Below are 25,781 nucleotides of genomic sequence, written 5' to 3'. Positions count from 1 at the left end.
CCGATCGGCCGAGTTCTGCACCGGTGTCCGATTCCCGCCGGTCGGTGGGGAGTCCCGCGGATACTCTCGACGCATGAGAACGACTCCCCTTCACGTCCGACGGACGACGAGCCCCCTCGGCCGCATCGAAGTGGGCAGCGACGGCGATGCGATCGTCTCGCTCGCCATCGAGCAGGCCGGTCTGCTCCCGCACGAGCACCTCCCGGAGTCGGACCTCCCGGTGCTCCTGCGGGCCGTCGAGCAGCTGGACGAGTACTTCGACGGGACCCGCCGCTCTTTCGATCTGCCGGTCGCTCTGCGCGGCACGCCCTTCCAGCTCGAGATCTGGCAGCGGCTCCAGGCTCTGGGCTTCGGGGAGATCACCTCCTACGGCGCACTGGGCACGGCCGCCGGTCGCCCCCGGGCGGGCCGGCCGATCGGCGGAGCGGTAGGTGCGAACCCGGTGCCGATCATCGTGGGCTGCCACCGCGTCCTCGCGAGCGACGGACGGATCACCGGCTTCAGCGCGGGCGAGGGCGTCGCCACGAAAGCCTGGCTTCTCGATCACGAGGGGATCCCCCACCGATGAGCACGGCCGACGGACTCGTCGAGGGAGAGGACGGCCTGGTCCGCTGCGCCTGGAGCGGCGCGGATCCGGAGTACCGCCGCTACCACGACGAGGAATGGGGCACCCCGCTGCACGGAGATCGCCCGCTGTTCGAGAAGATCTCCCTCGAGGCGTTCCAGTCCGGCCTCTCCTGGATCACGATCCTCCGCAAGCGGCCGAGGTTCCGCGAGGCCTTCGACGGCTTCGATCCGGCCCGCGTCGCCCGGTACGACGACACCGATGTCGAGCGGCTGATGGAGGACAGCGGCATCATCCGGAACCGCGCGAAGATCATCGCCACCCGGGACAACGCCCGGGCCGTGCTCGCGCTCCTGGAGCAGAGAGGCGAGGGCGCGCTCGACGAGCTCGTGTGGTCCTTCCACGATCCGGACGTCGAGGACCGGGTGGTCCGAGCCGCCGACGTCCCTGCGACGACGCCCGGGTCGACGGCGCTCGCGCGAGCGCTGAAGGCCGCTGGGCTCCGCTTCGTCGGACCGACCACCGCGTACGCGCTGATGCAGTCGGCCGGAGTCGTCGACGACCACCTCACCGGCTGCTGGCGCCGACGCTGACGCCTACGACTCCGGCACGACGAGGTCGAGCTCTCCCGTGTGCCGGTTCTCGGCGAGCAGGAACCCGCGCCCGGCCGCCCACGCCGAGAGCTCGCCGAGCGACTCCGTCGCCACCCGGTCCTCCGCCAGCGCCCTGACGAAGCGTCCCTTGCCCTGCTTGTTGAAGTGGTTCAGCGACCGGAGGACGCCGTCGGCCCCGCGCGAGCGGACGCGGACGAAGAACCGCCCCTCGCCCGCAGGGACCGGTCCGAGCGCCGCGTACGCCTCGCTCCGCAGATCGAGGACGAGCCCGTCGAGCGCGCTCAGCACCCGCCCGGCCTCCGCCGCCCACCACCGCTTGAGCGGTCTGCCCGGCACACGGGAGTCGTGGGACAGACGGTATGCAGGGATCAGGTCGAGGGCGCGGATCGGCCCCCAGAGCGCGGACTGCACGATCGCCGTCCGACCGAGCACCTCCCGTGCACCGGAATCGAGGCTGCGCGCGTCGAGCGCATCGAACAGCACCCCGTCGAAGCGGTCGACCGCGGGGAGACCTGCCGCGGTCGCGAGCCCCGCGTTGCGATCGATCTCGCCGAACTGACGCGGACCGAGCTTCAGCGCCCGGGCAGAGAGCTCGGGGTCCCCGGCCAGCGCGATCAGCGCCTCCGCCAGCTCGCGCCGCTTCGCGTGGAGCTCGGGGAAGGCGAGCGACTCGAGCACGAACGGCTCGTCGCCGCCGTCGCGCTTCGTCTCGGACGGTGGCAGCAGGACGTGCACAGGACTCCTTCGGAGAAGAGGGACGGGCGGCACGACGAAGGGGCCGGACGATCGCGATGATCGTCCGGCCCCTCCGAGCCGCGGTGAGCGGCGGTGTACTAGACCAGCGATGCCTGACGGGCGACCACGGTCACCACGTCGTTCTCGACGGACAGGAAGCCGTCGTCGGCCTGCGCGGTGAGACGCGTGCCGTCCAGGGCCGTGACGCGCACCTCGCCGGTGGCGAGGATCGCGAGCATCGGCTCGTGGCCGGCGAGGATGCCGATCTCGCCCTCGACCGTGCGAGCCGTGAGCTGCTTCGCCTCTCCGGACCACACCTCGGCGTTCGCGGACACGACGCTGACCTTCAGGGTCCCGGCCATGATCAGCCGTTCTCCTTCTGGATCTGGGTCCACTTCTCCTCGACGTCCGAGATCGAGCCGACGTTGAAGAACGCCTGCTCGGCCACGTGGTCGAACTCGCCCTTGGTGATCGCGTCGAACGACTCGATCGTGTCCTTCAGCGGGACGGTCGATCCCTCGACACCGGTGAACTTCTTCGCCATGTAGGTGTTCTGCGAGAGGAACTGCTGGATCCGGCGCGCACGCGACACCGTGATCTTGTCCTCCTCCGACAGCTCGTCGACACCGAGGATCGCGATGATCTCCTGCAGCTCCTTGTTCTTCTGCAGGATCTGCTTCACGTTCGTCGCCACGCGGTAGTGGTCGGCGCCCAGGTAGCGGGGGTCGAGGATGCGCGAGGTGGACGTGAGCGGGTCGACGGCCGGGTAGAGGCCCTTGGACGCGATCTCACGGGAGAGCTCGGTGGTCGCGTCGAGGTGGGCGAAGGTGGTCGCCGGCGCCGGGTCCGTGTAGTCGTCGGCGGGGACGTAGATCGCCTGCAGCGAGGTGATTGAGTGTCCGCGCGTCGAGGTGATGCGCTCCTGGAGCACACCCATCTCGTCGGCGAGGTTCGGCTGGTAGCCCACCGCGGAGGGCATGCGGCCCAGGAGGGTCGACACCTCCGAGCCGGCCTGCGTGAAGCGGAAGATGTTGTCGATGAAGAGCAGCACGTCCTGCTTCTGCACATCGCGGAAGTACTCCGCCATGGTCAGTGCCGACAGGGCGACGCGCAGACGCGTTCCCGGCGGCTCGTCCATCTGGCCGAAGACGAGCGCGGTCTTGTCGAAGACGCCCGCCTCCTCCATCTCGGCGATGAGGTCGTTGCCCTCACGGGTGCGCTCGCCGACGCCGGCGAACACGGACACTCCACCGTGGTCCTGCGCGACGCGCTGGATCATCTCCTGGATGAGGACGGTCTTGCCGACGCCCGCGCCGCCGAACAGGCCGATCTTGCCGCCCTGCACGTACGGAGTGAGCAGGTCGATGACCTTGATGCCGGTCTCGAACAGCTCGGTCTTGGACTCGAGCTGATCGAACTGCGGGGGCTTGCGGTGGATGGGCCAGCGCTCGGTGATCTCGAACGACTCGCCGTTGATCTTCCCGTCGGCGTCGGCGTTGAGCACCTCGCCGATCACGTTGAAGACCTTGCCCTTGGTCACGTCGCCGACCGGGACCGAGATCGGCAGGCCGGTGTCGTGGACCTCCTGGCCGCGGACGAGTCCGTCGGTGGGGTTCAGGGAGATGGCCCGGACGAGGTCGTCGCCCAGGTGCTGCGCGACCTCGAAGGTCAGCTTGCTCGAGACGCCCTCGACCTCGACGTGCGTGTAGAGCGCGTTGTAGACCTCGGGGATCGCGTCGTGGGGGAACTCGATGTCAACGACGGGGCCGGTGACGCGGGCGATGCGGCCGATGGCCCCGCCCGACGTCCCGGTCGCCGCCTCAGGTGCGGTCAGTGTCATTGCTACTTCCTTCTGTGGTCTCACCGCTCCCGGAGGGCGGAGTCGAAACTGTGTGGAGCGGAGCCCTCTTACTTGGAGGAGGACAGGGCGTCGGCGCCGCCGACGATCTCGGCGATCTGCTGCGTGATCTCGGTCTGGCGGGCGTTGTTGGCGAGACGCGTGTAGGTCTTGATCAGCGTGTCCGCGTTGTCGCTCGCCGACTTCATGGCCTTCTGACGTGCCGCGTGCTCCGAGGCCGCCGACTGCAGCATCGCGTTGAAGATGCGGCTCTCGACGTACACGGGCAGGAGGCGGTCGAGGACCGTCTCGGGGTCGGGCTCGAACTCGTAGAGCGGGTACAGCTCGCTGTTCTGCTCCTCGGCGCCCTCGACGACCTCGAGCGGCAGCAGCCGGACGACGGTCGGCTGCTGGGTGACCATGCTGACGAAGCGGTTGTAGACGAGGTGGATCTCGTCCACGCCGCCCTCCTCGTCATCGAGGTTGTACGACTCGACGACCGCGTCCGCGATCTCCTTCGCCGTCTCGAACACGGGCTGGTCGGTGCCGCCCGTCCAGACGCGGACGCTGGCCCGCTTCCGGAACGAGAAGTACGCGTTCGCCTTGCGGCCGACCAGGTAGAAGACGACCTCCTTGCCCTCGCTGCGCAGCAGCGCGGCCAGCTCCTCGGCCTCCTTGAGCACGCTCGAGGAGAACGCGCCGGCGAGGCCGCGGTCGGAGGTGAAGATCACGATCGCGGCCGTGTCCAGCTTCTCGCGCTCGGTCGTGAGCGGGTGCTCCACGTTCGAGTAGGTCGCGACAGCGGACACGGCGCGGGTGATCGCGTTCGAGTACGGCGCCGCGGCAGCGACGCGGTTCTGCGCCTTCTGGATGCGCGAGGCCGAGATCAGCTCCATGGCCCGAGTGATCTTCTTGGTCGTCTGGGCCGAGCGGATCTTCGACCGGTAGACCCGGAGTTGCGCTCCCATGTGTCTCCTGTTGTCCTAAAAGTGGCGAATCGTCGGGGTGCCGCTGGTCAGCGACGGCCCTTGACGATCTTCTCCTGGCCGACCTCGTCGGCCGCGATGGCCTGGTGCTCCTCGCGCCCGACCGAGGCGAGCGGCTTGCCCTCACCGGTCTGGAACTCCAGCTTGAAGCCGTCGACGGCACGGTTGAGCTCGGCGACGGTGTCGTCGGAGAGCACGTTGGTGTCGCGGAGGGTGTTCAGCACCTGGGTGTTGCGGCCCAGGTAGTCCAGGAGCTCGCGCTCGAAGCGCAGCACGTCGGGGACCGGGACCTCGTCGAGCTTGCCGTTCGTTCCGGCCCAGATCGAGACGACCTGCTCCTCGACGGGGTACGGCGAGTACTGCGGCTGCTTGAGCAGCTCGGTGAGGCGGGCGCCGCGGGCGAGCTGACGGCGCGAGGCGGCGTCGAGGTCGGAGGCGAACATCGCGAAGGCCTCGAGCGAGCGGTACTGCGCCAGCTCGAGCTTCAGCGTGCCGGAGACCTTCTTGATCGACTTGACCTGCGCGTCGCCGCCGACCCGCGAGACCGAGATGCCCACGTCGACCGCGGGACGCTGGTTGGCGTTGAAGAGGTCGGACTGGAGGAAGATCTGGCCGTCGGTGATCGAGATCACGTTGGTCGGGATGTAGGCCGAGACGTCGTTCGCCTTGGTCTCGATGATCGGGAGACCGGTCATCGAGCCGGCGCCGAGCTCGTCGGACAGCTTCGCGCAGCGCTCCAGCAGACGGGAGTGCAGGTAGAAGACGTCACCCGGGTACGCCTCGCGTCCCGGCGGGCGGCGCAGGAGGAGCGACACGGCGCGGTAAGCCTCGGCCTGCTTCGACAGGTCGTCGAAGATGATCAGGACGTGCTTGCCGCCGTACATCCAGTGCTGGCCGATGGCCGAGCCGGTGTAGGGGGCGAGGTACTTGAAGCCGGCGGGGTCGGAGGCGGGGGACGCGACGATGGTCGTGTACTCCATCGCTCCGGCGTCCTCGAGCGCGCCCTTCACCGAGGCGATGGTCGAGCCCTTCTGGCCGATGGCGACGTAGATGCAGCGGACCTGCTTGTTCGTGTCGCCCGACTCCCAGTTGGCCTTCTGGTTGATGATCGTGTCGATCGCGATGGCCGTCTTGCCGGTCTGGCGGTCGCCGATGATGAGCTGGCGCTGGCCGCGGCCGACCGGGATCATCGCGTCGATGGCCTTGATGCCGGTCTGCAGCGGCTCGTGGACCGACTTGCGCGACATGACGCCGGGAGCCTGGAGCTCGAGGGCGCGGCGGCCCTCGGAGGCGATCTCGCCGAGTCCGTCGATCGGGTTGCCGAGCGGGTCGACGACGCGGCCGAGGTAGCCGTCGCCGACGGGGACCGAGAGGACCTCGCCGGTGCGAGTGACCTCCATGCCCTCCTCGATGCCGGAGAACTCGCCGAGGACGACGACGCCGATCTCGTTCTCGTCGAGGTTCTGGGCCAGGCCCAGGACACCGTTGGAGAAGCGGATGAGCTCGTTGGCCATGACGCCGGGGAGGCCCTCGACGTGGGCGATGCCGTCGGCGGCGTCGATGACGTAGCCGACCTCGGTGGTGGAGGCCTTGCCCGGCTCGTACGACGAGACGAAGTCCTTCAGCGCGTCGCGGATCTCATCCGGGCTGATGGTGATATCTGCCATGGGAATTCCTATTCGTTGGGTCCGTGCGAGCCGAAGAGGTCGTCGGGGCCTGACCTGGATGGTGCGGGGGTCGAGGGCAGTGCCCTCTGAGGATACGTGCGCCCGTCAGGACGCGAGCTGGAGCTTCAGGTCGGACAGCCGTGCGGAGACGGTTCCGTCGATGACCTCGTCGCCGACGTGCAGGCGCATCCCGCCCAGGAGGGAGGGATCGACCACGACGTTGACGGAGACCGGTCGGCTGTACTGGCGCGTGAGCGCCGAGCGGAGCCGGTCGAGCTGCTCGGGGGCGATCGGTGCGGCGACCGAGACCGTGGCGAGGATGAACCCGCCCTGGTCGGCGACCACGCCTGCTGCGAAGCGGACGAGCTCCGGGATGCGGCGACCGCGCGGGTGCGCGATCAGCTGCCGGAGGATCGCCAGCGTCTCGGCCGCGGCCTTGCCCTCGAGGAGGCGCTGCACGAGCGCGACCTTCGAGTCGGCGGCGGCGAGCTTGCTGCCGAGCGCGAGCTCGAGCTGGGCGTCGGAGCCGACGACCTCGCCGAAGGAGTGGAGCTCCTTCTCGAGGTTGACGCCCTCCGGAGCGGACGACGCGATCGCGCGGACCCCGACCTCCTCGACCCCGGCGACCATGTCGCTCGGGCTCGACCAGCGGTGGCCGACGATCACGGTGAGCAGGCGCTTGGCCGGCTCGCCGAAGGGACCGAACACGCGGGCGACGAGAGCCTGCTTGCTGCTCGAGTCGGCGCTCGGGTCGGCGAGGGCCGCGCGCAGCTGCGCCTGGCCGTCGATGACCCGTGCGGCCTCGAAGAGCTGCTGGGCCGTGTCGAGGGACGCCTGACCGGCGAGGGCGGAGAGCTCCGCCTTCGCCGATGCGAGTGCCTGCCTGGACGCGCTGCCCATCAGTTGTTCGCCTTCTCCGAGGCCTCGAGGTCGGCGAGGAAGCGGTCCACGATCGCGGACGCCTTCGCGTCGTCGTTGAGGCTCTCGCCGATCACGCCGGAGGCGAGGTCGATGGCGAGGGTTCCGACTTCGGAGCGGAGCGAAACCACGGCGGCCTGACGGTCCGCCTCGATCTGAGCGCGCGCGTTGTGGAGGATGCGCTCGGCCTCGACCTGCGCCTGCTCCTTCTTCGCCGCCACGATCGCGTTGCCGTCGGCGTTCGCCTTCTCACGGATCACTCCGGCCTCGGCGCGGGCCTCGGCCAGCTGGGCGGTGTACTTCTCGAGGGCGGCCTCGGCCTGTCGCTGGGCCTCGTCGGCCTTCGCGATGTTCCCCTCGATCGCGGCGGAGCGCGCGTCGAGCATCTTCTGCAGGCGCGGCAGGACCAGCCTCCAGAAGAAGAACAGCAGGATGAGGAAGATCACCCCCGACCAGAAGAAGTCGTAGAACTCCGGGATCAGAATGACCGCGGGGACGTCACCTTCTTCCGCAGCGATGTTCACAGCGGTGCTGAACACGACTACGCCGCGAAGATGAAGTAGGTGGCGAGGCCGATGAGCGCGAGCACCTCGGTGAACGCGATGCCGAGGAACATCGTGGTCTGGAGGCGGCCGGCCATCTCGGGCTGGCGCGCCATGGCCTCGACGGTCTTGCCCGCGACGATGCCGACACCGATGCCGGGGCCGATCGCTGCGAGGCCGTAACCGACCGTCGCGATGTTGCCGGTGAGTTCGGCGAGAACGGTGACTGAGTCCACGAGTGGGTCCTTTCAGTGGGGTGATCGTGAGAACGGGCGGGAGCCCGTGAGTAGTGGGGTCAGTGCTCCTCGGCGACGGCCAACTGGATGTAGACCGCAGCGAGGAGGGTGAAGATGTAGGCCTGCAGCACGGCGACGAGGAGCTCGAAGAGCGTGAACGCACCGCCGAAGGCGAAGGTCACGACGCCGAAGAGCTTGAAGCCCGGGTCGATCTGGGAGCTGAAGAGGAAGAACTGCGTGGCCGAGAAGCACAGCACCAGCAGGAGGTGGCCGACGATCATGTTCATCACGAGCCGCAGTGCGAGCGAGAGCGGACGGATGATGAACGTCTGCAGCAGCTCGATCGGCGTGAGGATGAAGTAGATCAGGAACGGCGCTCCGGGCGGGAACAGGGCGTTCTTGAAGAAGCCCATCCCCCGGTCCTTGATGCCCGCGTAGATGAACGTCACGTAGGCGACCAGGCCGAGGAAGAGCGGCATGCCCACCACGGAGGTCCCCGCGATGTTCAGGAACGGGACGATGCCGGTCAGGTTCATCGAGATGATCGCGAAGAAGATCGTCACGAGGATCGGGAGGAACCGGCGCGCGTCCTTCTCGCCGAGGATGTCCTTGGCGATGGTGACGCGGACGAAGTCGAACGCAAGCTCGACGACGTTCTGGAAGCGGCCGGGGACGAGTCGCAGCTTGCGCGTCCCGAGCCAGAAGAACAGCATCAGTGCGATGACCGCGATGAAGCGGACCAGCATGACGCGGTTGATCTCGAAAGGGGTTCCCTCGAAGAGGAAACCGGGCGGGAAGAACTCGGAGATCGACGGGGTGTGGAAGTCACTCTCACCGGTCGAGGACGAGACCAACAGGGTCACAGCGTTAGCAAACAGCGCTAGCTCCTGGAATTCGGGGCGTGGCACGTTGCAGCCGACCGAATCGAATCATTCGGACGCAACGCTCTCGCGACGACGAAAGGTGGGGTTTTCCGCTCGGACGGCGATCGTGCTCGACGACCGCCATCAACGATGAGACGATCTGAGGACACGTTCGCCTGCGGGATTCGTCCCTACTGTAGCAACAGAACGGCCTGAGAGCCGAATCGTGGTCCTCTCAGGAACCGTTCGGCTCGTCCTCATCGAGCGATGTCGCTGACGTTCGGCATGCGCGAGCGCGAGACGACGAGGACGTCGATCACCAGGGACCCCAGGACGGCGACGATGATCGTGACGAACATCGCGGTGCTGTTCAGCCACGGCTGATCGCGCAGGACCAGGGCGGCGATCACGAACAGCACGAACTTGGCGAGCCACGTGCCGAGGACGACGGCGAAGAACCCGCCGATGTCGAGGCGGTTGGCGACGAGGATGCTCGCGGCGGTGAGGAGCACCATCACGCCGCCGACGATCGCGCCGAGGAGGGCTCCGATCGCGCCCTCTCCCCCGGCGGCGATCCCGCCGACGACGGTGCCGAGAACGGCCAGGGCGAGCACGAAGAGGCCGCCCACGACCAGCGCGCGGCGCAGGACGGGGACGGACGCGGGCTGCGGACGGGGGGTGGCCGGGGAGGCTCCGGTCATGATGCTTCCTTCCGCGCCGTGGTCGGCGCTGTCGTGTCCCGGTCGATCGGGAGTCCGGCCGGCGGACGGAGCAGCTCCGTCGAGGACGCGCGGTCGAGGGGGTCGAGGACGGGTGAGGCCTCCGCGGACTGCGCCGCCGCCTCGAGCCGCTTGCGGCGGCTGAGCGGGGCGAGCGTGACGACGGTGCAGACCAGCAGACCGACTCCGAGGAAGACGAGCGGGACCCACAGCACGTCGACCACGAACATCAGCAGGCAGCTGACGGCGACGACGGCGGTCCACGCGTAGAAGATCAGCACGGCGTGCAGGTGGGAGTGCCCCATGTCGAGCAGGCGGTGGTGCAGGTGCTTCCGGTCGGCGCTGAACGGCGACTTTCCCGCGCGCAGGCGCCTGATCACAGCGAGGCCGAAGTCCATCAGCGGCACCACGAGGATCGCGAACGGCAGGATGATCGGGATGAACGCGGGCAGGAGCTCCTTCGCCGCGAGCTGGGCCGGGTCGATCTGGCCGGTGACCGCGATCGCGGAGGTGGCCATCAGCATCCCGATCAGCAGTGCGCCGCTGTCGCCCATGAACATCCGCGCCGGACGCCAGTTGATGGGGAGGAATCCGGCGCAGGCGCCGACGAGCAGGACCGCGATGAGCGAGGCCAGGTTGAAGTAGTCGGTGGGCGAGGTCTGCTGCACCAGCAGGTAGCTGTAGAGGAAGAAGACCCCGTTGGCGATCAGGGCGACGCCCGCCACGAGGCCGTCGAGGCCGTCGATGAAGTTGAGAGCGTTGGTGACCAGGACGATCGCGAGCACGGTGATGATCAGCGACATCCACGGCGAGCCGACGGTCAGGCCGCCGATCGGCAGGGAGACGATCTGCACGCCCTTCCAGGCGATCAGGCCGGCGGCGATCAGCTGACCGGCCAGCTTCGTGGTCCAGTCCAGGTCCCAGATGTCGTCGGCGACGCCGATGAGGACGATGAGCAGGCTCGCGCCGAGGATCGCGAGGATCGGCTCGGGATTGGCGAACACCAGCCGGAAGTAGGGCAGCTGGGAGGCGATGCCGAAGCCGACGAGGATCCCGAGGAACATCGCGATGCCGCCCAGGCGGGGGGTCGGCCGCGTGTGCATGTCCCTGACGCGGATCTTCGGGTAGAGCCGGTACTTCAGGCTCAGCTTCCAGATGACCCACGACAGCGCTCCGGTCACGAGCGCGACCGCGAGCGAGACGAGGGCGAAGGTGATCACCGGTTACTCACCCGGAGCGGAGTCGGTGCGGGCGGCGCCGGTGCCGGTGTTGGGCGTCGGCGCGTTCGTGCTCGACGAGCCCGTGTCCGGCGCATCGGCGGAATCGACGGGCGCGGAGTCGCCGGGCGCGGAGTCGTCCTGCAGGCGGGCGCCGGAGGCCCAGTCGGGGCGCGCGGTCGGGGTCCGCTCGAAGGCGTACGGGTCGCTGCCGGTCGCGGTCTCGGCGGGCTCCTGCTGGTACCCGGCCTGCGCCGCGCCGGCCGTGGAGGCGTCGGGCTCCGACGTCTCGGCACGAGGCGCGTCCGGATCCGGCAGCAGGTCTCCGACGACCTCGCGGATCCGCTCGGCCGACACGACGCCCTGGCGCAGGATGCGCAGGGTGCCGCCCTCGAAGCTCAGCGCTGTCGCGTCGACGATCGTCGAGGACTCGCTGGCGCCCGCGGGGCGGTCGCTGTAGCGCGATCCGGCGGCGCCGGCGTCGAGATAGACGTCGACGGAGTCGCCGAGCTGGTCGAACGCCTCCTGTGCGGTCGTGGCCGAGGGCTGCCCCGTGCGATTGGCGGAGGAGACCGCCAGCGGGCCGGTCTCGGCGAGGAGCTCGATCGTCACCGGGTTGTCCGGCATGCGCAGCGCCACGGTCCCGCGCGTCTCGCCCAGGTCCCAGACCAGTGAGGGCTGGGCGTGCAGGACGATGGTGAGCCCGCCGGGCCAGAACTCGCGCGCGAGGTCGCGCACCGCCTCCGGCACGTTCTCGGCGAGGGCGTCGAGGGCGGCCACGTCCCCGATCAGGACGGGCGGCGGCGACTGCCTCGTCCGTCCCTTCGCGTCGAGCAGGCGCTGGACCGCGGCGGCGTCGAACGCGTTGGCCGCGACGCCGTAGACGGTGTCGGTGGGGATCACCACGAGCTCGCCGCGGCCGATGGCCGTCCGCGCGAGACGGGTGCCGGTCAGGAGGTCCGTGTCGACGGAGCAGTCGTAGATGCGTGCCATAACGGGTCGATGATACCGGCGCGGTCCGTGTCCGGACCGGCTGCGGCGCGGCGGTCGCGTCAGCGCCGCCCGAGGCCGGGGCTCGGCGGCCGTCGCAGCGGCGCCCGACCCGCGCCGGCCGAGGCCGCCGGAGCGCTTCCGTGAGGCACTCGGCCCGGCGTGGCGGGCGCCTCCGCCGACAGGACGCCCACGAGCGCCACGGAGACGGCGAGCGTCGCGAGCGAGTGCTGATCGCCGAACCAGGTGGTGTTGTCGGCCATCCCGTGCAGGAACGTCCAGAGGACGGCGACGGCGAGCGCCCCGACGGCGACGGCCTCGTTCCGGGCGACCCGGAGGAGCAGGCGCACGACGGCGATGGTGGCGAGGAGGAGGAACGCGATGACGGGGAGCGCGATCAGGAGCCCGCCGTTGGTCCACGCGGTGACGAGGAGGTTGTGAGGCGGGCGCGGCTCGCTGTGCTGGGTGAACTGCGACCCGCGCGCCAGCCACAGCTCCTGCCATCCGCCGTACCCCAGCCCCAGCAGCCAGTTGTCGGGGAACGCACTCGCAGCCAGGCGCAGGAAGTCGCCGCGGGCCCCGAGCGTGAGCAGGCCCGCCTCCGCCAGCTGAGGGAAGGACACGGCGACGGCGTACACGGCCGTGATCCCGGAGGGGATGGTGATCATCCAAGCGACCGGACCGAGGCTGCGTCCCTTGAGTCCGCGGATCGCGGCGACCAGCAGGGGCAGGACGATCGCGAGGACGATCGCGGTCTTGGACAGCGTGAAGAGGGCGCCGACCAGCCCGGCGACGGCGACGAGCAGGAGGAGCCTCCCCCGCTGCCGTCTCCAGACGGCGAAGGCCAGCGCGCCGGTCGTGGCCATGTACATCGAGGCGATGTTGCCGTTGAGGAAGAACCCTCCCGACTTCTCCTGCAGGACGTTGTTGAAGGACGTCGTGAAGATGTCCCGCACGTAGATGTCGGAGAACAGCACCGCTTCCGGCCACCGGAGGTAGGCGGTCTCCTGCACGGGATCGAGCTGGAAGAGGATCGTGAGCGTCACCTGGAGGAGGAACACGGGCGCCGCCCAGTTGAGGGCGCGGCCGACGACACGCCAGGCGCCGTCGCCGAGCCCGCGGACGGCCAGGTACGGAGTGAGGAAGGAGACGACGGAGACCACGTCGCGCAGCGCGGCCGCGCGTGCTCCGGAGTAGGTGAGCGCGAAGAGGGTGCCGGCGATCACGAGGAGGACCACGACCACGAACCGGTCGATCCGCCCGCCGCGCAGCCGCGCCACGGAGTACGGGAGGAAGAGCAGGCTCCAGGCGACCGGAGCGGTGACGGGGCCCAGGGTGTAGAGCTGCACGACGCTCAGCGCCAGGAGCACCGCGAGGAAGACGAGGACGATCCGCTCGTGCCGCCGCTGAGCGGGATCCGCCGGCGCGCGCGACGGCCGCCCGCGGGTCTCCGGAGCGTCGGTGACGCGGGTCGCGGCGATGACGGAGGGACGAGAGGCGGTCGGGCGGCGGAGGAGGGCGTCGTCGGCGTGGCGGCCCATGTCAGAGCCGTTCCGCGGAGGTGCCGGTGGCGGCCTCCGTCTGGCGGAGCGGAGGAGCGGCGCGCCGATTCCGGGACGACGGGCCGACCTCTCGCGGCGGGAGGGTCGTCCGCGGGCGCCGGTCCGGGGCGGGAGGCGGATCGAGCAGCACGGGAGAGGCGGTGGCGTCGGCGGACGCGGGCGGGAGAGGGGATGCAGGTGGCATGTCGCGCCGACACTAATCGCGCGGCACGAGCCTCGACGGGCTTGGCGCGGAACGTCGATCCGCGTGCGCGCGGCGGCCCCGCGCCTCAGCCACGGGGGTCTGCCAGCAGCTCGTCCGCGCGGCGGGCGATGCCCGGCCAGCCGAAGTCCTCCGCTCGACGCCGCGACGCAGCAGCGACCTCCGCGCGCCGCCGGGGATCGCGCAGCGAGGCGATGAGGGTGGGGAGCTCCGCGAGGACGGCGTCCGCGACCTCCTCCTCCGTGCCCGGCGGGACGAGGACGGATCCGTCGACCACTCCGTCGGAGGTGCGCAGGATCTCGGGGAGGCCTCCGCGCTCGACCGTCACGACGGGGATCCCCCGCGAGAGCGCCTCCACCACCACCATCCCGAACGGCTCGTTCCAGCGGCAGGGGTAGAGCAGGAGCGCCGAGGAGCCGAACAGCTCCAGCAGGTCCTCGTGCCGGAGGAACGGGAGCCGGCGCACGGCGCCGGGCAGGGTGGCGACCGCCTCGTCGAGCGCTCGGACGTACGGGGTGGGCGTCGCATCGTCCCCGAGGCCCGATGCGCCGGCGATGACCAGTCGCAGATCGGCGCCGTGCTCGGTCCGCATCCGCCTCACGATCTCGACGGCCTCGCGGGCTCCCTTCTCGGCCACCAGCCTCCCGGCGAAGACCGCCTCCGCAGTACCGCCGAGCGGCGCCGGCGGGACCTCGGGCGGAGGGACGACCCCGTTGTACAGGACGGCTGTGGCGATCAGGCCGTACCGGTCGACCGCCCGGGCGCGCAGGAACTCGCTGCAGAAGATCCACTCGTCGACCGCGTCGAGGTAGCGCCGGGCGGCGGCGGGATCGGGTGGCAGGTGATCGAGCAGGTCGTTGTGCAGGTGTGCGACGATCCGCCCCCGGTAGCCCAGGCGGCGCAGGCGCACGGCGTAGCGGGGGCGGTTGTGGATCCAGACCGTCGGGACACGGCGCAGCGACGGAGCGAGCACCAGCAGCCAGAAGCGCCCGCCGAAGGACAGCCGGCGCAGCTCGGCGCCCGGGTCGCTGTCGCGCCGATGCGCCAGGAGGAGTGCCGCGCGCCGCTGAACCGCGTAGATCCGCCGGTACAGACGATGGGGCCTGACGTCCACGCCCGGTGACGCCGACGACCACGGCGCGTGCACGGCGATCCGGAGCGAGGAGCGGGACACCGTCTCGCGGACCCAGGTCGCCACGGCTCCCCCGCTGCCGTCGAAGCGCTCCTCGGCGGCCAGCACCACGGCGACCTCGACCGGGGCGGCGGAGCCGAGCCGGAGCCGGGCGGGCAGTCGCGACAGGACGAGCGATCGCGCCTCGGCGATGTCGCGCCCCGGCGCCAGGAGGGCGGTCGCTCCCAGCACAAGGCCCGCGAGCGCCAGCTCCACCGGGAGCAGCCGCAGGGGCGCGCCCTCGGGGAGCAGGCGGAGCAGGAGCAGCACGATCGCCATCGGTGCGGCGAGCAGCGGCCCCGCGGCGCACGCGCGCAGGAACGCGCCGAGGCGCACTCCGAGCACCACCCGCAGCACGGCGCAGGTGACGGCGAAGCCGAGAGCGCTCGAGAGCAGCAGCCCGCCGATCAAGCCGTCGAGTCCGAACAGCACTCCCCCGCCGACGATCATCGGGACCGTGATCGCGGTCTTCACGATGTTCACGACCAGCCCGAACCGCACCCGGTCCATCGCCATCAGGATGAAGCCGACCGGATTGCCGATCGCCCGCACCGCGCCCACCACCGTCAGTGCGCTCGTCATGCCCGCGATCCAGCCCCAGCCGGGTCCGTAGAACAGCCGCACGATCTCCTCGGAGCGCAGCGCCACCAGCATCAGCGGCGGGATGCTCGCCATGCTGAGCACCGCGGTGACGCGGAGGTGGTTCCGCGCGACGCGCTCACGGTCGTGCTGGATCGAGGAGAACACCGGGAACATCACCCGCGTCACGATCGGGTTGACCCTCGCGGGGAGGTTCACGGCGAGGTTGTATCCCAGGGTGTACCCGCCCAGCTGGGCCGGTCCGAGCAGGCGGCCGATCGCGAGCGAGCCGGCGTTCGAGCCCAGGTAGTTGACGATGCCGTCGAGGGTCTGGAAGACGCCGAAGGAGAGGAAGCGGGCGGTCTCGCGGATCCGGAACCGGAACCGCAGCCGGAACCAGCGGCGGGCCTGCACGAGGGCGAGCACGGAGCGCAGAGCCGCGGTCGCGACGAGCCCCCACGCATAGGAGAGCGCCCCCGCGCCCGAGACCGCGAGGCAGACCGTCACGGCGAAGCCGCCGACGAGAGCGATCGTCTCGGACACGGCGACCGCTCGGAACCGGATCCCCTTCTCGAGCACCGCTCTCGGCACCTGCCCGGCTGCGCTGCCCACGAACACGAGCGAGGCGACGGTGAGGACCGGCGCCGCGGCGGCGGACCCGAGCAGGGAGGCGATCGGTGCGGCGCCCAGGAGGACGGCGACGGTGACCAGGAGCCCGACGGAGAGGTTGAGCCAGAAGACCGACGAGAGCTCGAAGCTGGTCGCCCGCCGGCGCTGGATGATCGCCTGGGCGACCCCCATTCCGAGGAAGATGTCGACGAACGCGTTGAGCAGGGCGACGATCGCGATGATCCCCATCTCGGAGGGGTCCAGCAGTCTCGCCAGGAGCGCGAACTGCCCGAGCTGCACGACGAGCGCGACGGCGAACGAGACCGCCGTCCAGGCGGTCGCGTCGACGGTGCTCCGGCGCAGGCTCACCTCTCCCGCCCGGCGGAGGCCGGACGGAGGCCCGGTCGCGGATCGTCGGCGCGGTGCTCGGCGCGGCTCATCCGCGATCTCCGTCCGTCGTCGTCGGCATCGATCGGCCGGCCGCCCGGTCGTAGAGGTCCTCGAGGTCGCGGATCCGCTCGGCGAGGTCGAACGAGGCGAGCACGCGCTCCCGCCCCTCCGCGCCCATCCGCTCCGCGCGGTCCGGGTCCCGGAGCAGGGCGGTGAGCGCCCCGGTCAGGCTGGGCACGTCCCCCTCCGGGACGAGCAGCCCGGTGACGCCGTCCTGGACCGCCTCCGGGACGCCGCCGTGGCGGTACGAGACGACAGGGACGCCTGCGAGCGCGGCCTCGAGGAAGACCATGCCGAAGCCCTCGGAGTCGCCTGTCGCCGCGGTCCGCGACGGTGCGCAGAAGACGGCGGCGCCGGCGAGGATGCGGGCGACCTCGGCGGGGGGCAGGGAGCCGGTGAAGGTCACCTGCAGGCCCAGCCGCGCCGCCTGCTCGACGAGCGCCTCCCGCAGGTGGCCGTCGCCGACGACGGTCAGGGGGACGTCGCGGATCGGTCCGGGGAGGGCGGCGACCGCCTCGAGCAGATCCGGAACGCCCTTCTTGTCGGTGAGGCGTCCGACGAAGACGATTCCCGCGCGCTCCGCAGCCGGTGCGGCCTCGGGGCGGGAGGTCGGGACGCCGATGTAGCCCACTCCGGTGCGCCGCGGGTCCGCCCCCAGGCGCAGGAGCCCGTCGGTGATGAAGCGGGACACGCCGATCACCGCGTGCGCGGTACGGAAGACGGTGCGGGCCTCGAGGGCGCGGTGAGCGCGGGCGAGGGGTCGGAGCAGGCGCGGAGCTCCGGTCGCGAGCGGCCAGCTGGTCACGTCGTAGCCGTGCCCCGTCACGACGAGCGGAAGGCGCCTCCTCCGTGCGTACCGGGCGATGGAGACGGCGTCGATGAGGAAGTGCGCATGGATGAGGGCGGGCCGGTGCTCATCGACGATCGCGTCGAGCCGTCGTGACACTCCGAACCACCGCAGGAGGAGGGACCGCCGCCCGCGAGGGGTGATCGGATCGTGCAGGACGATGTCCGTGCGGTCGTGGAGGACGCCCGAGCCGGTGCGCTCGAGGCCCACTCCGAGGGCGCGCCAGCGCTCGAGTCCGTGCATCTGATTGCGGACGAACGTCTCGGAGTCCTGCAGCCACGCGCGCTTCCAGACCAGGACCAGCGGCCTCTCGGCGGCGGCGGCGACTCCCGCGTGCTCAGCGGACGGCACGGCGCACCCGGTAGCGGAGGGCCGCGACCACGCTCGGCAGCACCCGCACGGCGTCGCCCAGATAGCGCCGCCAGAGCCTGCCGGGCTCCCGGCTGAGCCGGTGCGCCCACTCGAGGCCGAGGCGCTGCACCACGAGCGGCGCCCGCGGGATCTCGCTGGCGAGGAAGTCCACGGCGGCGCCGACGCCGAGGCACACCGCTCCCGTGCCGCCGACGGCGAGCAGGCGCTCGCGGACCTCCTCCTGCTTCGGGGAGCCGAGGCAGAGCGCGACGATGCGGACGTCGGCCGCGCGCAGGGTCGAGGAGAGGCGGGCGAGGTAGGCGTCGTCCGCGAGCTCGGCCGGCTCCGGCGAGACGACGACCGGCACCTGCAGCCCGGCGAAGCGCTGCTGCAGCTCGGCGGCTGCGCGATCGCCGACTCCGGGGCGTCCGCCGATGAGAGCGATCGGCGCGCCCTCGAGCGCCGCGCGACGGCAGACCTCGGTGAAGAGGTCGATGCCTGTCACGCGGCTCGCCGTGCGGTGACCGTACGAGCGGGCCAGCCAGACCAGAGGCGCCCCGTCGAGCACCACGAGGGACGCCCGGCCGTAGTACCGCCGGAACTCGCCGGAGTGCTTCCAGCGCACGAAGTGGTCGGTGTTCGGCGTGACGACCAGCTCGTCGCGGCCGCTCCGGGACAGCTCGAGCACGGCCTCCGCCGCCTCGTCGAGCGTGGTGATGCTGGCCGGCATCCGCTCGATGCGGCCGGTGATGTAGGAGGTCATGCCGGTGCTCCTCGGGGGTCGGTGCGGGAGGGAGGGAACGGAGCTGGTGTGCGGAGGGGGCCGGTCGCGGCCGCCTGCACGGGGACCGTCACGTCGTCCACCGGGTGCTCCTCCGATCGGAGAGCCGGCGGCGGGTGTCGTGCACGGCGTAGAGGATCCGGCTGAGCGCCGTGAAGGCGGCGGGGACGTGCTTGAGCACCAGCCCCAGGACGAGCAGCCGCGGCGACCGCGCGGAGCGGAGCACGCGGACGTCGCGCAGCGCCTCGGACCCGAGCCGGACGCCGGTCTCGACGAGCGCCGCGTCGGAGTTCTGGCGGATCGGGGTGAGCGCGACGGGGACGGCGTAGAACCAGGTCGTGAACCAGTCCGACAGCGGGCGCGGCACCTCCTCGAACGTACGGGCGAGCGCCGCGCGCATCTCCTCGGCGCAGACCAGGAGGTTCCGGAGGTCCGGGTCGCGCCGACGGGTGATCGAGGACGCCGTGTGGACGTAGGAGTAGAGGACCTCCGGCACGAAGAGCACCCGTTCCGACGCCTGGACCGCCCGCAGCACGCCGACGAAGTCCGACTGGGAGCTCAAGCGCGGGAAGAGCTCCTCCTGCAGGACGGCGCGGCGGAAGAGCTTGTTCCAGAGGAAGCCGTGCAGGCGTCCGGACGCCATCCGCTCGAGAGCGAGTTCGGACGAGACCAGTTCGCGCCGGTCGAGGCCGTCGATCACACGTCCGGAGGTCGACTGCCGGGTGCGGTAGAGCGCCCGGCAGACGACGACGTCGGCCGCCGTCCGCTCGGCCTCGGCGGTGAGGGTCCGGAGGATCTCCGTGTCCCACTCGTCGTCGACGTCCACGAACCAGACGAACTCGGAGTCGATGCCGTCGAGGGCGCGGTTCCGGGCGGCAGCGACGCCGCCGTTCTGCTCGAGGAGCAGGACCCGGGCGTCCTCGCGTCCCTCGGCCCACTTCTCGAGCACCTCCGCCGTGCCGTCCGAGGACGCGTCGTCGACGAGGACGACCCGCATCCCCGGTCCGAGAGTGAGTGCGAGCCGCGCGAGGAAGCCGTCGAGCCGGGCGATCGCGTTGTAGCAGGGAGCCACGACGGTCACCGAGTGCACGCGCCCGCTCACCGTCGGCCCCCGAGCTCGCGGTAGGCGGCGACGACGGGGCCGAAGACGGCGTCGGGCGAGGCGGCCTCGTCCACCCACGCCTTCGCGCGGTCGGCCTGCATCAGGAGCCCCTCGGGTCGCTCCAGAGCGGCGGCGAGGAGCTCGGCGATCCGCTCCCCGTCGGCGTCGGCGGGGAGCAGGAGGCCCCGACCGTCGGCGAGCAGCTCACCCACACCGCCGACGTCGGTCGCCACGACCGGGCGACGGCGGGCCATCGCCTCCAGCATCACGAGCGGAGTCCCCTCCCACCGCGAGGTCGACAGGAGGAGATGCGCCGCGTCCAGCGCTCCGGTCACGTCCGCCGACGGACCGGCGAAGTCGACCACTCCGGCTCCCCGGGCGCGCTCGCGCAGCACCGGCAGCATCGGACCGTCGCCGAGCCAGGTGCCGGTGACGGGCCGGACCCGGGCGAGGGCCTCGACGGCCGCGAGGAAGCGGATCGGGTCCTTCTGCTCCGCGAGCCGCCCGATGCCGAGGACGCGGACGACCGGCTCGGCGAGTTCCTGCGCGCTCGCGGGCTCCGCGGTGACGTTCGCCGGGGCGTTGCCGGTGACCACGACGCGATCCTGCGGGCGGCCGTAGTCCTCGACGACCATCCGCCCCACGGAGGCGGAGACGGCGAACACCCGCCGGGAGCGGAAGGAGAGCGCTCGCCTGTCGATCCCGGGCAGCTCGGTGTGCGCGTGCTCGACCACGGGGACACCGAGCGCGGCGCCGACGAGGAGGGCCAGCAGAGCCTCGCGGCGCTGGTGGGCGTGCAGGACGTGCGGGCGGAACCGGCGGACGGCGAGAGCGACGCCGCGGAGATCGGCCGCGAAGCCCTGTCTCGGTCTCGGCACCACGAAGACGGGCGACTCCTGCGCGGCGCGGTCGCTGAGCGGCCCGGGACGCCCCCAGTAGGCGGTCTCGCAGCCGTGCTCGCGGCTCCACACGCCCAGGGAGAGGGCCACACGCTGCGCTCCGCCGTCCTCGAAGGAGTCGAGGACGTGCAGGATCCGCAGGGATCGGGAACGGGCGGCCCTCATGAGAGCGCCCCGTCGGGAACCGCGCCCGGGAAGCGGACGTCGAGTTCGGCCAGGACGGCGTCGACGTCGCGGCCCATCGTCCCGGGATCGACGTCGTAGTGATCGGCGAGGAGGTCGACGACCTCGTCCCGGGGCCGGCGCTGCCGGATCACGGCCTCGAAGACCGAGGCGGCGCTCAGCGAGAGCACGATCGGGGGCACCGACGGGCGGGACAGGTCGAGCACGTAGACCTGACGGTCCGTGCGCTCGACGGCGAAGCGCTGGGCCGGCGGCGCGCTGCCACCCTGCGCCTCGGCGGAGGCCTCCACCGGATGCACGGCGCTCGCCGCGGGATCGGACGAGGCCGGGAGGTCGCTCACCGGCGCCTTGGTCGCCGCGATCGCCTCGAACGAGGACGCCGGGCCCTGCTCCTCGCTGCGGCCGCTCAGCGCCACCCTGGCGAAACCGGTGAGGGCGGAGGGGAGGCCTCGGAGCGCCCGCAGGGTCCGCTCCCCCCGGAGCCGGAGCCGACGTCGGACCGTCGTCGCCTCGGGATGGCTCGCCTCGAGATCCGCGCGGGTGGGGAAGGCGGCTCTCAGCAGCAGGCCTCCCTTCAGGCGCCAGGGAGCGGACGCCACGGCGTGCAGCCAGTTGAAGGTGTGCCGGTCGGAGCTGCGGCGCACGTCCCAGAGAATCTGGGCCTGCCGGTAGCGCTCCTCGGGCGCGGCGGGGACTCCCCAGGAGGTGAGGAGCTCCGTCATCGGCGTCTGCGCGCCGAGCTCGACGGCCGCGTCGCGGATCGCCTCGCGCTCCTCGCTCGGAAGGCCGGCGGCGTGCGCCTTCAGAACCGCCAGCGCCGTGGTCGCCGAGGCGGAGCGCGCGCTGCGCAGCTGGTGCAGGGCGTGCAGCACGAGGTGGTGCGCGCGCCCGGGGATCCGCAGGGTCTCGTCGCTCAGCGGCAGATCCTCGGCGGCCGCCCAGAGGCGGTCGAAGACGATCCGCTCCTCCTCGAAGGCACCCGGGAAGGAGCGGTGGACGTCGACGTCGCACGGCCACGAGGGGTGGACGAGCGTGATCGAGTGGTCGACGAAGAGCGTCCAGCTGAGAGCCTCGGCGCGGCGGCGCCAGCCCATCGAGGCGAGCAGCCCGAGAGCCTCGTCGAAGCGCTCGGGGTCGACCCAGAGGTCGACGTCGGCCGACGTCATCGGCGCGCGGATCCCCTGGCGGTGCAGACCCTCGCCCTTCACCACGAGGCTGCGGACGCCGTGCGTCCGCAGGCTGTACTGCACCAGCACGGCGGCCAGGCGCAGGGCGACGGCGTTCGGCAGCATCGCGTCGGCGGAGGCGCCGACAGCAGGGACCGGTTCAGGCGACACGGACGCGTCCCTCCGCGAGGGCGAGGATCTCCTCGGCCGCGACGGACCACGGGCGCTCCCGCGCGAGCTCGGCGGCCCCCCGGGAGAGAGCCGTCCACTCGCGCCGGAGCCGATGGAGGGCGTCCTCGTACTCCTCGCGCGTCGCGTCGTCGGAGAGGACCACGCCCGCCCCCGCCGCGCAGAGATCGGCCAGGACGCTCGACTCGATCGCGAGGACCGGCAGCCCGCTCGCCAGCGCGTCGAGTCCGGCGGCCGCGCCGGTCGTCGACGGCGTCAGATGGGCGTACGTGTGGGAGTGGCGGAGCACCTCGACGATGCCGTCGCGGTCCTGCTCGCCGACGGAGCGCAGCCCCGATGCGAGGTCGTCGGAGATCCCGCCGCCGTCGTCGATCACGGTGACGTACTCGGTGCCGTCCAGCCGGGCGAGGAGATCGAGCCGCTCGGTGCCCCCGTCGAGACCGGAGGCTCCCACGGCGGCGAAGCGGAGGGGCCCGTCGGGGGCGGACGGCGTCGGGAACGACGCGTCCGGCAGGCCCAGGGGCACGACCGTTCCCGCGAGGGCTGACGCGAGCCGCTCCGTCGGGGTGACGACGACAGCACCGCGGCGCTCCTCCTCGAACCGGAGGCGCGGGAGTGCCGGGAGGTCGTCGGCCAGGAGGACGGTCGTCGGAGCGAGCCCGGCGAGCTCCACGGCCGTCCCCGGGAGAGCCACCACGAGGTCGGGCCGCTCCGGGGCGAGCAGTCGGCGGGCCCGGCGCGTGACGACGGCGAGCCCGACGGACCCGGCGCCCCTCCGGCCGGCGGGCTCGAGGAAGCGGGCGAGCACGCTGGGGCGGAGCTCCGCCCCGCTGAACCCCTCCGGGTCACCGGTCACCACGACCACGCGGTGTCCCTGGCGGCGCCAGGCGCGCTCGAGCGGAGCCGCGTGCCAGGCATCGAGGGCGACGATCCCGATGGTCAGCACGGGCGGACTCCCCCCGTCAGGGGGGATCGGCGGCAGGGACCGGGAGACGTAAGGAGCGCGGAGTCCCGCTGGTCGATGACCTCGTGCACAGGGCGGTACCTCTCTCCGTCGCGGCAGGCGGAGCCGCGGACGTCGGAGAAGTTATCCCCGTGCCCGGCGGCCTCCGAGTGGGAGGCGCGATACGGACGCGGAGGCGGCGTGCGCGCCGCTCACGGAGTCGGATCGCGTCGGCAGCGGTCGCTCGACCGTCAGTCCCCGCCACGGGTTCCGCGCCCGCTGCACCGGCATGCGGAGGCACCGAGGCGCCGCCGATAGAGTCGGCTCCGTGACCCTCTCCCCGCAGATCTTCACGCTCCCCTCGGCGGTGCAGCGGACCCCCGCCGCCGCTCCTCACCCGGGGCTGCTCCGATGAGGGGCATCGTCCTCGCGGGTGGTTCGGGGTCGCGGTTGTGGCCGATCACCAAGGGCATCTCGAAGCAGCTGATGCCGATCTACGACAAGCCGATGATCTACTACCCGTTGTCGACGCTGATGATGGCCGGGATCGACGAGGTCCTCGTGATCACGACCCCCGAGTACAACGACCAGTTCCGCGCCCTGCTGGGCGACGGGTCGAGCCTGGGCATGCGGATCGAGTACGCCGTGCAGCCCTCCCCCGACGGGCTCGCGCAGGCGTTCCTGATCGGCGAGGAGTTCATCGGCGACGAGTCGGTCGCCCTGGTCCTGGGCGACAACATCTTCCACGGCACCGCCCTGGGCACCGCCCTCGCGGCGAACACCACGATCGAGGGCGCCGTCATCTTCGCCTACCAGGTCGCCGACCCGCGCGCCTACGGGGTCGTCGAGTTCGACGAGCACTTCCGAGCCGTCTCCATCGAGGAGAAGCCCGAGCAGCCGCGCAGCAACTACGCCGTGCCCGGCCTCTACTTCTACGACAACGACGTCGTGGCGATCGCGAAGACGATCACGCCCTCGGCCCGCGGCGAGCTCGAGATCTCGACGATCAACGAGCGCTACCTCGAGGCGGGGCGGCTGAACGTCCAGGTGCTCGACCGGGGAACGGCCTGGCTCGACACCGGGACCTTCGATTCCATGATCGAGGCGACGGAGTTCGTGCGCGTGATCGAGCAGAGGCAGGGGTTCAAGATCGGCTGCATCGAGGAGATCGCCTGGCGCAACTCCTGGATCGACGACGCCCGCCTCGCCGAGCTCGCCGCACCGCTGGTCAAGAGCGGATACGGCGCCTACCTCCACCGCCTGCTCAGCCTCGAAGGCGTGAACGCGGGCCGCTGAGCCCGGCCTCCCCCGACCTTCCCGACCTCCAGGAGAACCCGTGCGGATCCTCGTCACCGGCGGTGCCGGCTTCATCGGCAGCAACTTCGTCCACCTGACCCTGCGCGAGCGTCCCGACGCGCGGATCACCGTGCTCGACAAGCTCACCTACGCGGGCAGCCGCGACTCCCTCGCCCCCGTCGCCGACCGAGTGCGGCTGGTCGAGGGCGACGTCGCCGACGCCGAGCTGGTGGACCGGCTGGTCGCCGATGCGGATCTGGTGGTCCACTTCGCCGCGGAGTCGCACAACGACAACTCCCTGCACGACCCGACGCCCTTCCTCGCGACGAACGTCATCGGCACCTTCGCGCTCCTGCAGGCGGTGCGCGCGCACGACGTGCGGTACCACCACATCTCGACGGACGAGGTGTACGGCGACCTCGAGCTCGAGGACCCCGCGCGCTTCACCGAGCACACCCCGTACAACCCCTCCAGCCCCTACTCCTCGACCAAGGCCGCCAGCGACCTCCTCGTGCGCGCCTGGGTGCGCTCCTTCGGCGTGCGCGCCACGATCTCCAACTGCTCCAACAACTACGGCCCCTACCAGCACGTCGAGAAGTTCATCCCCCGCCAGATCACCAACGCCATCGACGGCATCCGCCCCAAGCTCTACGGCACCGGCGCCAACGTCCGAGACTGGATCCACGTCGACGACCACAACACCGGCGTCTGGGCCATCATCGACCGCGGCGAGATCGGCGAGACCTACCTCATCGGCGCCGACGGCGAGAAGAGCAACCTCGACGTCGTCACCCGCATCCTCACCGCCTTCGGACAACCCGAGGACGCCTTCGACCACGTCACCGACCGCGCCGGACACGACCTCCGCTACGCCATCGACTCCACCCGCCTGCGCACCGAACTCGACTGGCGCCCCCGCTATACCGACTTCGACGCCGGACTCGCCGCCACCATCGACTGGTACCGCGCCAACGAGGACTGGTGGCGCCCCGCGAAGGCCGCCACCGAGGAGAAGTACTCCGCTCAGGCCTGAGGCGGCCCGCCGGCGGGGATCAGTGCGGACCGACTCCGGTCGACACCCGGCCGGAGGGCCGCGGAGAGTCGCACGGGCCGGGCGTCCGCTTCGCGCGGGACCGACCGGACAGGACGATGCGGAGCAGCTGCAGTGGCTCGAGGAGGTAGCGGGCCGCGAGCCGGCGCGGGTCGCGCGCCAGGCGGAACAGCCACTCCACGCCCAGGGCGCCCATCCACCGCGGGGCGAGCGCCTGCGTGCCGGCGATGTAGTCGAGGCAGCCCCCCCACGTTCGCGAACGCCGCCCGCGGGGCGAGGTCCCGGTTCTCCAGGATCCAGCGCTCCTGGCGGGGCATGCCCATCCCGACCAGGACGAGATCGGCACGGGCGAGCGACTCGGCGAGCGGCCGCTCCTCGCCGATGCCGTGCCACTGCTGGTCGAATCCGTCGTACGCGAGCCAGGTCATCCGGGACGTGCGGGCGGCGACCGCCTCCGCCGCTTTGGCCGAGGACTCCGGCGTGCCGCCCACGGCGACCACCACCAGAGGCT

At 71.4% G+C, this 25,781-nt stretch carries 25 protein-coding genes and 1 pseudogene; 4 read left to right on the top strand and 22 right to left on the bottom strand.

Annotated elements, in window-relative coordinates:
- Window positions 1-73 precede the first annotated feature (73 nt).
- A complete protein-coding gene (locus tag C5C56_RS03520; protein ID WP_104223029.1) occupies window positions 74-568 on the top strand; it encodes a methylated-DNA--[protein]-cysteine S-methyltransferase in 495 nt (164 codons plus the stop codon).
- Window positions 565-1,158, top strand: a complete 594-nt coding sequence (locus C5C56_RS03515; protein ID WP_104260210.1) for a DNA-3-methyladenine glycosylase I — start codon at window positions 565-567, stop codon at window positions 1,156-1,158. Before C5C56_RS03520 ends, C5C56_RS03515 begins: the two co-directional genes overlap by 4 nt.
- A gap of 3 nt (window positions 1,159-1,161) precedes the next feature.
- Here the strand turns inward: C5C56_RS03515 and C5C56_RS03510 are convergent, their stop codons facing one another.
- The 20 genes from C5C56_RS03510 to C5C56_RS03415 form a co-directional block, all read right to left on the bottom strand.
- Window positions 1,162-1,914, bottom strand: a complete 753-nt coding sequence (locus tag C5C56_RS03510) for a YaaA family protein (RefSeq protein ID WP_104223027.1) — start codon at window positions 1,912-1,914, stop codon at window positions 1,162-1,164.
- Between the two features lie 98 nt (window positions 1,915-2,012).
- Window positions 2,013-2,276 carry a F0F1 ATP synthase subunit epsilon gene (locus C5C56_RS03505; RefSeq protein WP_104223026.1) on the bottom strand — a complete coding sequence of 88 codons (264 nt, stop codon included), beginning with the start codon at window positions 2,274-2,276 and terminating at the stop codon, window positions 2,013-2,015.
- Window positions 2,277-2,278: 2 nt separating this feature from the next.
- Window positions 2,279-3,754 (bottom strand): F0F1 ATP synthase subunit beta, encoded by a 1,476-nt coding sequence (gene atpD, locus C5C56_RS03500; RefSeq protein WP_104223025.1) that lies wholly within the window; start codon window positions 3,752-3,754, stop codon window positions 2,279-2,281.
- 68 nt (window positions 3,755-3,822) lie between these two features.
- Window positions 3,823-4,719, bottom strand: coding sequence for a F0F1 ATP synthase subunit gamma (locus C5C56_RS03495; RefSeq protein ID WP_104223024.1), 897 nt, complete (start codon window positions 4,717-4,719; stop codon window positions 3,823-3,825).
- Window positions 4,720-4,766: 47 nt separating this feature from the next.
- Window positions 4,767-6,404 carry a F0F1 ATP synthase subunit alpha gene (gene atpA, locus C5C56_RS03490; RefSeq protein ID WP_104223023.1) on the bottom strand — a complete coding sequence of 546 codons (1,638 nt, stop codon included), beginning with the start codon at window positions 6,402-6,404 and terminating at the stop codon, window positions 4,767-4,769.
- Between the two features lie 105 nt (window positions 6,405-6,509).
- The gene (locus tag C5C56_RS03485; RefSeq protein ID WP_104319114.1) at window positions 6,510-7,304 is read right to left on the bottom strand and encodes a F0F1 ATP synthase subunit delta; all 795 of its coding nucleotides are present in this window, start codon (window positions 7,302-7,304) and stop codon (window positions 6,510-6,512) included.
- On the bottom strand, window positions 7,304-7,861 hold the full coding sequence (locus C5C56_RS03480) for a F0F1 ATP synthase subunit B (RefSeq protein ID WP_258065556.1): 558 nt from the start codon (window positions 7,859-7,861) through the stop codon (window positions 7,304-7,306). Before C5C56_RS03480 ends, C5C56_RS03485 begins: the two co-directional genes overlap by 1 nt.
- A 2-nt stretch (window positions 7,862-7,863) precedes the next feature.
- Window positions 7,864-8,100, bottom strand: a complete 237-nt coding sequence (locus C5C56_RS03475) for an ATP synthase F0 subunit C (RefSeq protein ID WP_055794702.1) — start codon at window positions 8,098-8,100, stop codon at window positions 7,864-7,866.
- 59 nt (window positions 8,101-8,159) lie between these two features.
- A complete protein-coding gene (atpB, locus tag C5C56_RS03470; RefSeq protein ID WP_068254016.1) occupies window positions 8,160-8,963 on the bottom strand; it encodes a F0F1 ATP synthase subunit A in 804 nt (267 codons plus the stop codon).
- A gap of 257 nt (window positions 8,964-9,220) precedes the next feature.
- Window positions 9,221-9,664: a hypothetical protein gene (locus C5C56_RS03465; protein WP_104223021.1), complete on the bottom strand. Its 444-nt coding sequence runs from the start codon at window positions 9,662-9,664 to the stop codon at window positions 9,221-9,223.
- A complete protein-coding gene (locus tag C5C56_RS03460) occupies window positions 9,661-10,902 on the bottom strand; it encodes an MraY family glycosyltransferase (protein WP_181065442.1) in 1,242 nt (413 codons plus the stop codon). The genes C5C56_RS03465 and C5C56_RS03460 overlap by 4 nt, the downstream gene beginning before the upstream one ends.
- Before the next feature lie 3 nt (window positions 10,903-10,905).
- Window positions 10,906-11,892, bottom strand: a complete 987-nt coding sequence (locus tag C5C56_RS03455; protein ID WP_104260103.1) for an L-threonylcarbamoyladenylate synthase — start codon at window positions 11,890-11,892, stop codon at window positions 10,906-10,908.
- A 59-nt stretch (window positions 11,893-11,951) separates the two neighbouring features.
- A complete protein-coding gene (locus C5C56_RS03450) occupies window positions 11,952-13,430 on the bottom strand; it encodes an O-antigen ligase (RefSeq protein WP_104262495.1) in 1,479 nt (492 codons plus the stop codon).
- A gap of 290 nt (window positions 13,431-13,720) precedes the next feature.
- The gene (locus C5C56_RS03445; RefSeq protein ID WP_104319113.1) at window positions 13,721-16,381 is read right to left on the bottom strand and encodes an MOP flippase family protein; all 2,661 of its coding nucleotides are present in this window, start codon (window positions 16,379-16,381) and stop codon (window positions 13,721-13,723) included.
- 67 nt (window positions 16,382-16,448) lie between these two features.
- Window positions 16,449-17,660 carry a glycosyltransferase gene (locus tag C5C56_RS03440; RefSeq protein WP_104319112.1) on the bottom strand — a complete coding sequence of 404 codons (1,212 nt, stop codon included), beginning with the start codon at window positions 17,658-17,660 and terminating at the stop codon, window positions 16,449-16,451.
- Window positions 17,647-18,423 (bottom strand): WecB/TagA/CpsF family glycosyltransferase, encoded by a 777-nt coding sequence (locus C5C56_RS03435; RefSeq protein ID WP_104319111.1) that lies wholly within the window; start codon window positions 18,421-18,423, stop codon window positions 17,647-17,649. Before C5C56_RS03435 ends, C5C56_RS03440 begins: the two co-directional genes overlap by 14 nt.
- A gap of 88 nt (window positions 18,424-18,511) precedes the next feature.
- Complete coding sequence (locus C5C56_RS03430) at window positions 18,512-19,543, bottom strand: glycosyltransferase family 2 protein (protein ID WP_181137333.1); 1,032 nt, start codon at window positions 19,541-19,543, stop codon at window positions 18,512-18,514.
- Window positions 19,540-20,607 (bottom strand): glycosyltransferase family 4 protein, encoded by a 1,068-nt coding sequence (locus C5C56_RS03425; RefSeq protein ID WP_104319110.1) that lies wholly within the window; start codon window positions 20,605-20,607, stop codon window positions 19,540-19,542. Before C5C56_RS03425 ends, C5C56_RS03430 begins: the two co-directional genes overlap by 4 nt.
- Window positions 20,604-21,962, bottom strand: coding sequence for a PqqD family peptide modification chaperone (locus C5C56_RS03420; protein ID WP_104319109.1), 1,359 nt, complete (start codon window positions 21,960-21,962; stop codon window positions 20,604-20,606). Before C5C56_RS03420 ends, C5C56_RS03425 begins: the two co-directional genes overlap by 4 nt.
- Window positions 21,952-22,926 carry a glycosyltransferase family 4 protein gene (locus tag C5C56_RS03415; protein ID WP_146086441.1) on the bottom strand — a complete coding sequence of 325 codons (975 nt, stop codon included), beginning with the start codon at window positions 22,924-22,926 and terminating at the stop codon, window positions 21,952-21,954. The genes C5C56_RS03420 and C5C56_RS03415 overlap by 11 nt, the downstream gene beginning before the upstream one ends.
- A gap of 408 nt (window positions 22,927-23,334) precedes the next feature.
- Here C5C56_RS03415 and rfbA point away from each other — a divergent pair, with 408 nt between their 5' ends.
- Together rfbA and rfbB are read left to right on the top strand one after the other, a co-directional pair.
- Window positions 23,335-24,219: a glucose-1-phosphate thymidylyltransferase RfbA gene (gene rfbA / locus C5C56_RS03410; RefSeq protein ID WP_104223010.1), complete on the top strand. Its 885-nt coding sequence runs from the start codon at window positions 23,335-23,337 to the stop codon at window positions 24,217-24,219.
- A 40-nt stretch (window positions 24,220-24,259) separates the two neighbouring features.
- Window positions 24,260-25,252, top strand: a complete 993-nt coding sequence (gene rfbB, locus C5C56_RS03405) for a dTDP-glucose 4,6-dehydratase (RefSeq protein ID WP_104223009.1) — start codon at window positions 24,260-24,262, stop codon at window positions 25,250-25,252.
- Window positions 25,253-25,271: 19 nt separating this feature from the next.
- Here the strand turns inward: rfbB and C5C56_RS18220 are convergent, their stop codons facing one another.
- Entirely contained in the window at window positions 25,272-25,616 is a 345-nt protein-coding gene (locus C5C56_RS18220) for a WecB/TagA/CpsF family glycosyltransferase (RefSeq protein ID WP_219813756.1), read from the bottom strand.
- Window positions 25,582-25,761 (bottom strand): annotated as a pseudogene (locus C5C56_RS18465) (hypothetical protein); the annotation flags it as partial. The pseudogene C5C56_RS18465 and the gene C5C56_RS18220, both read right to left, overlap by 35 nt.
- Window positions 25,762-25,781: the final 20 nt, after the last annotated feature.

Source organism: Rathayibacter sp. AY1D1, assembly GCF_002932635.1.
Lineage (GTDB): Bacteria > Actinomycetota > Actinomycetes > Actinomycetales > Microbacteriaceae > Rathayibacter.
This window is presented reverse-complemented; position numbering and strand designations above follow the sequence as displayed.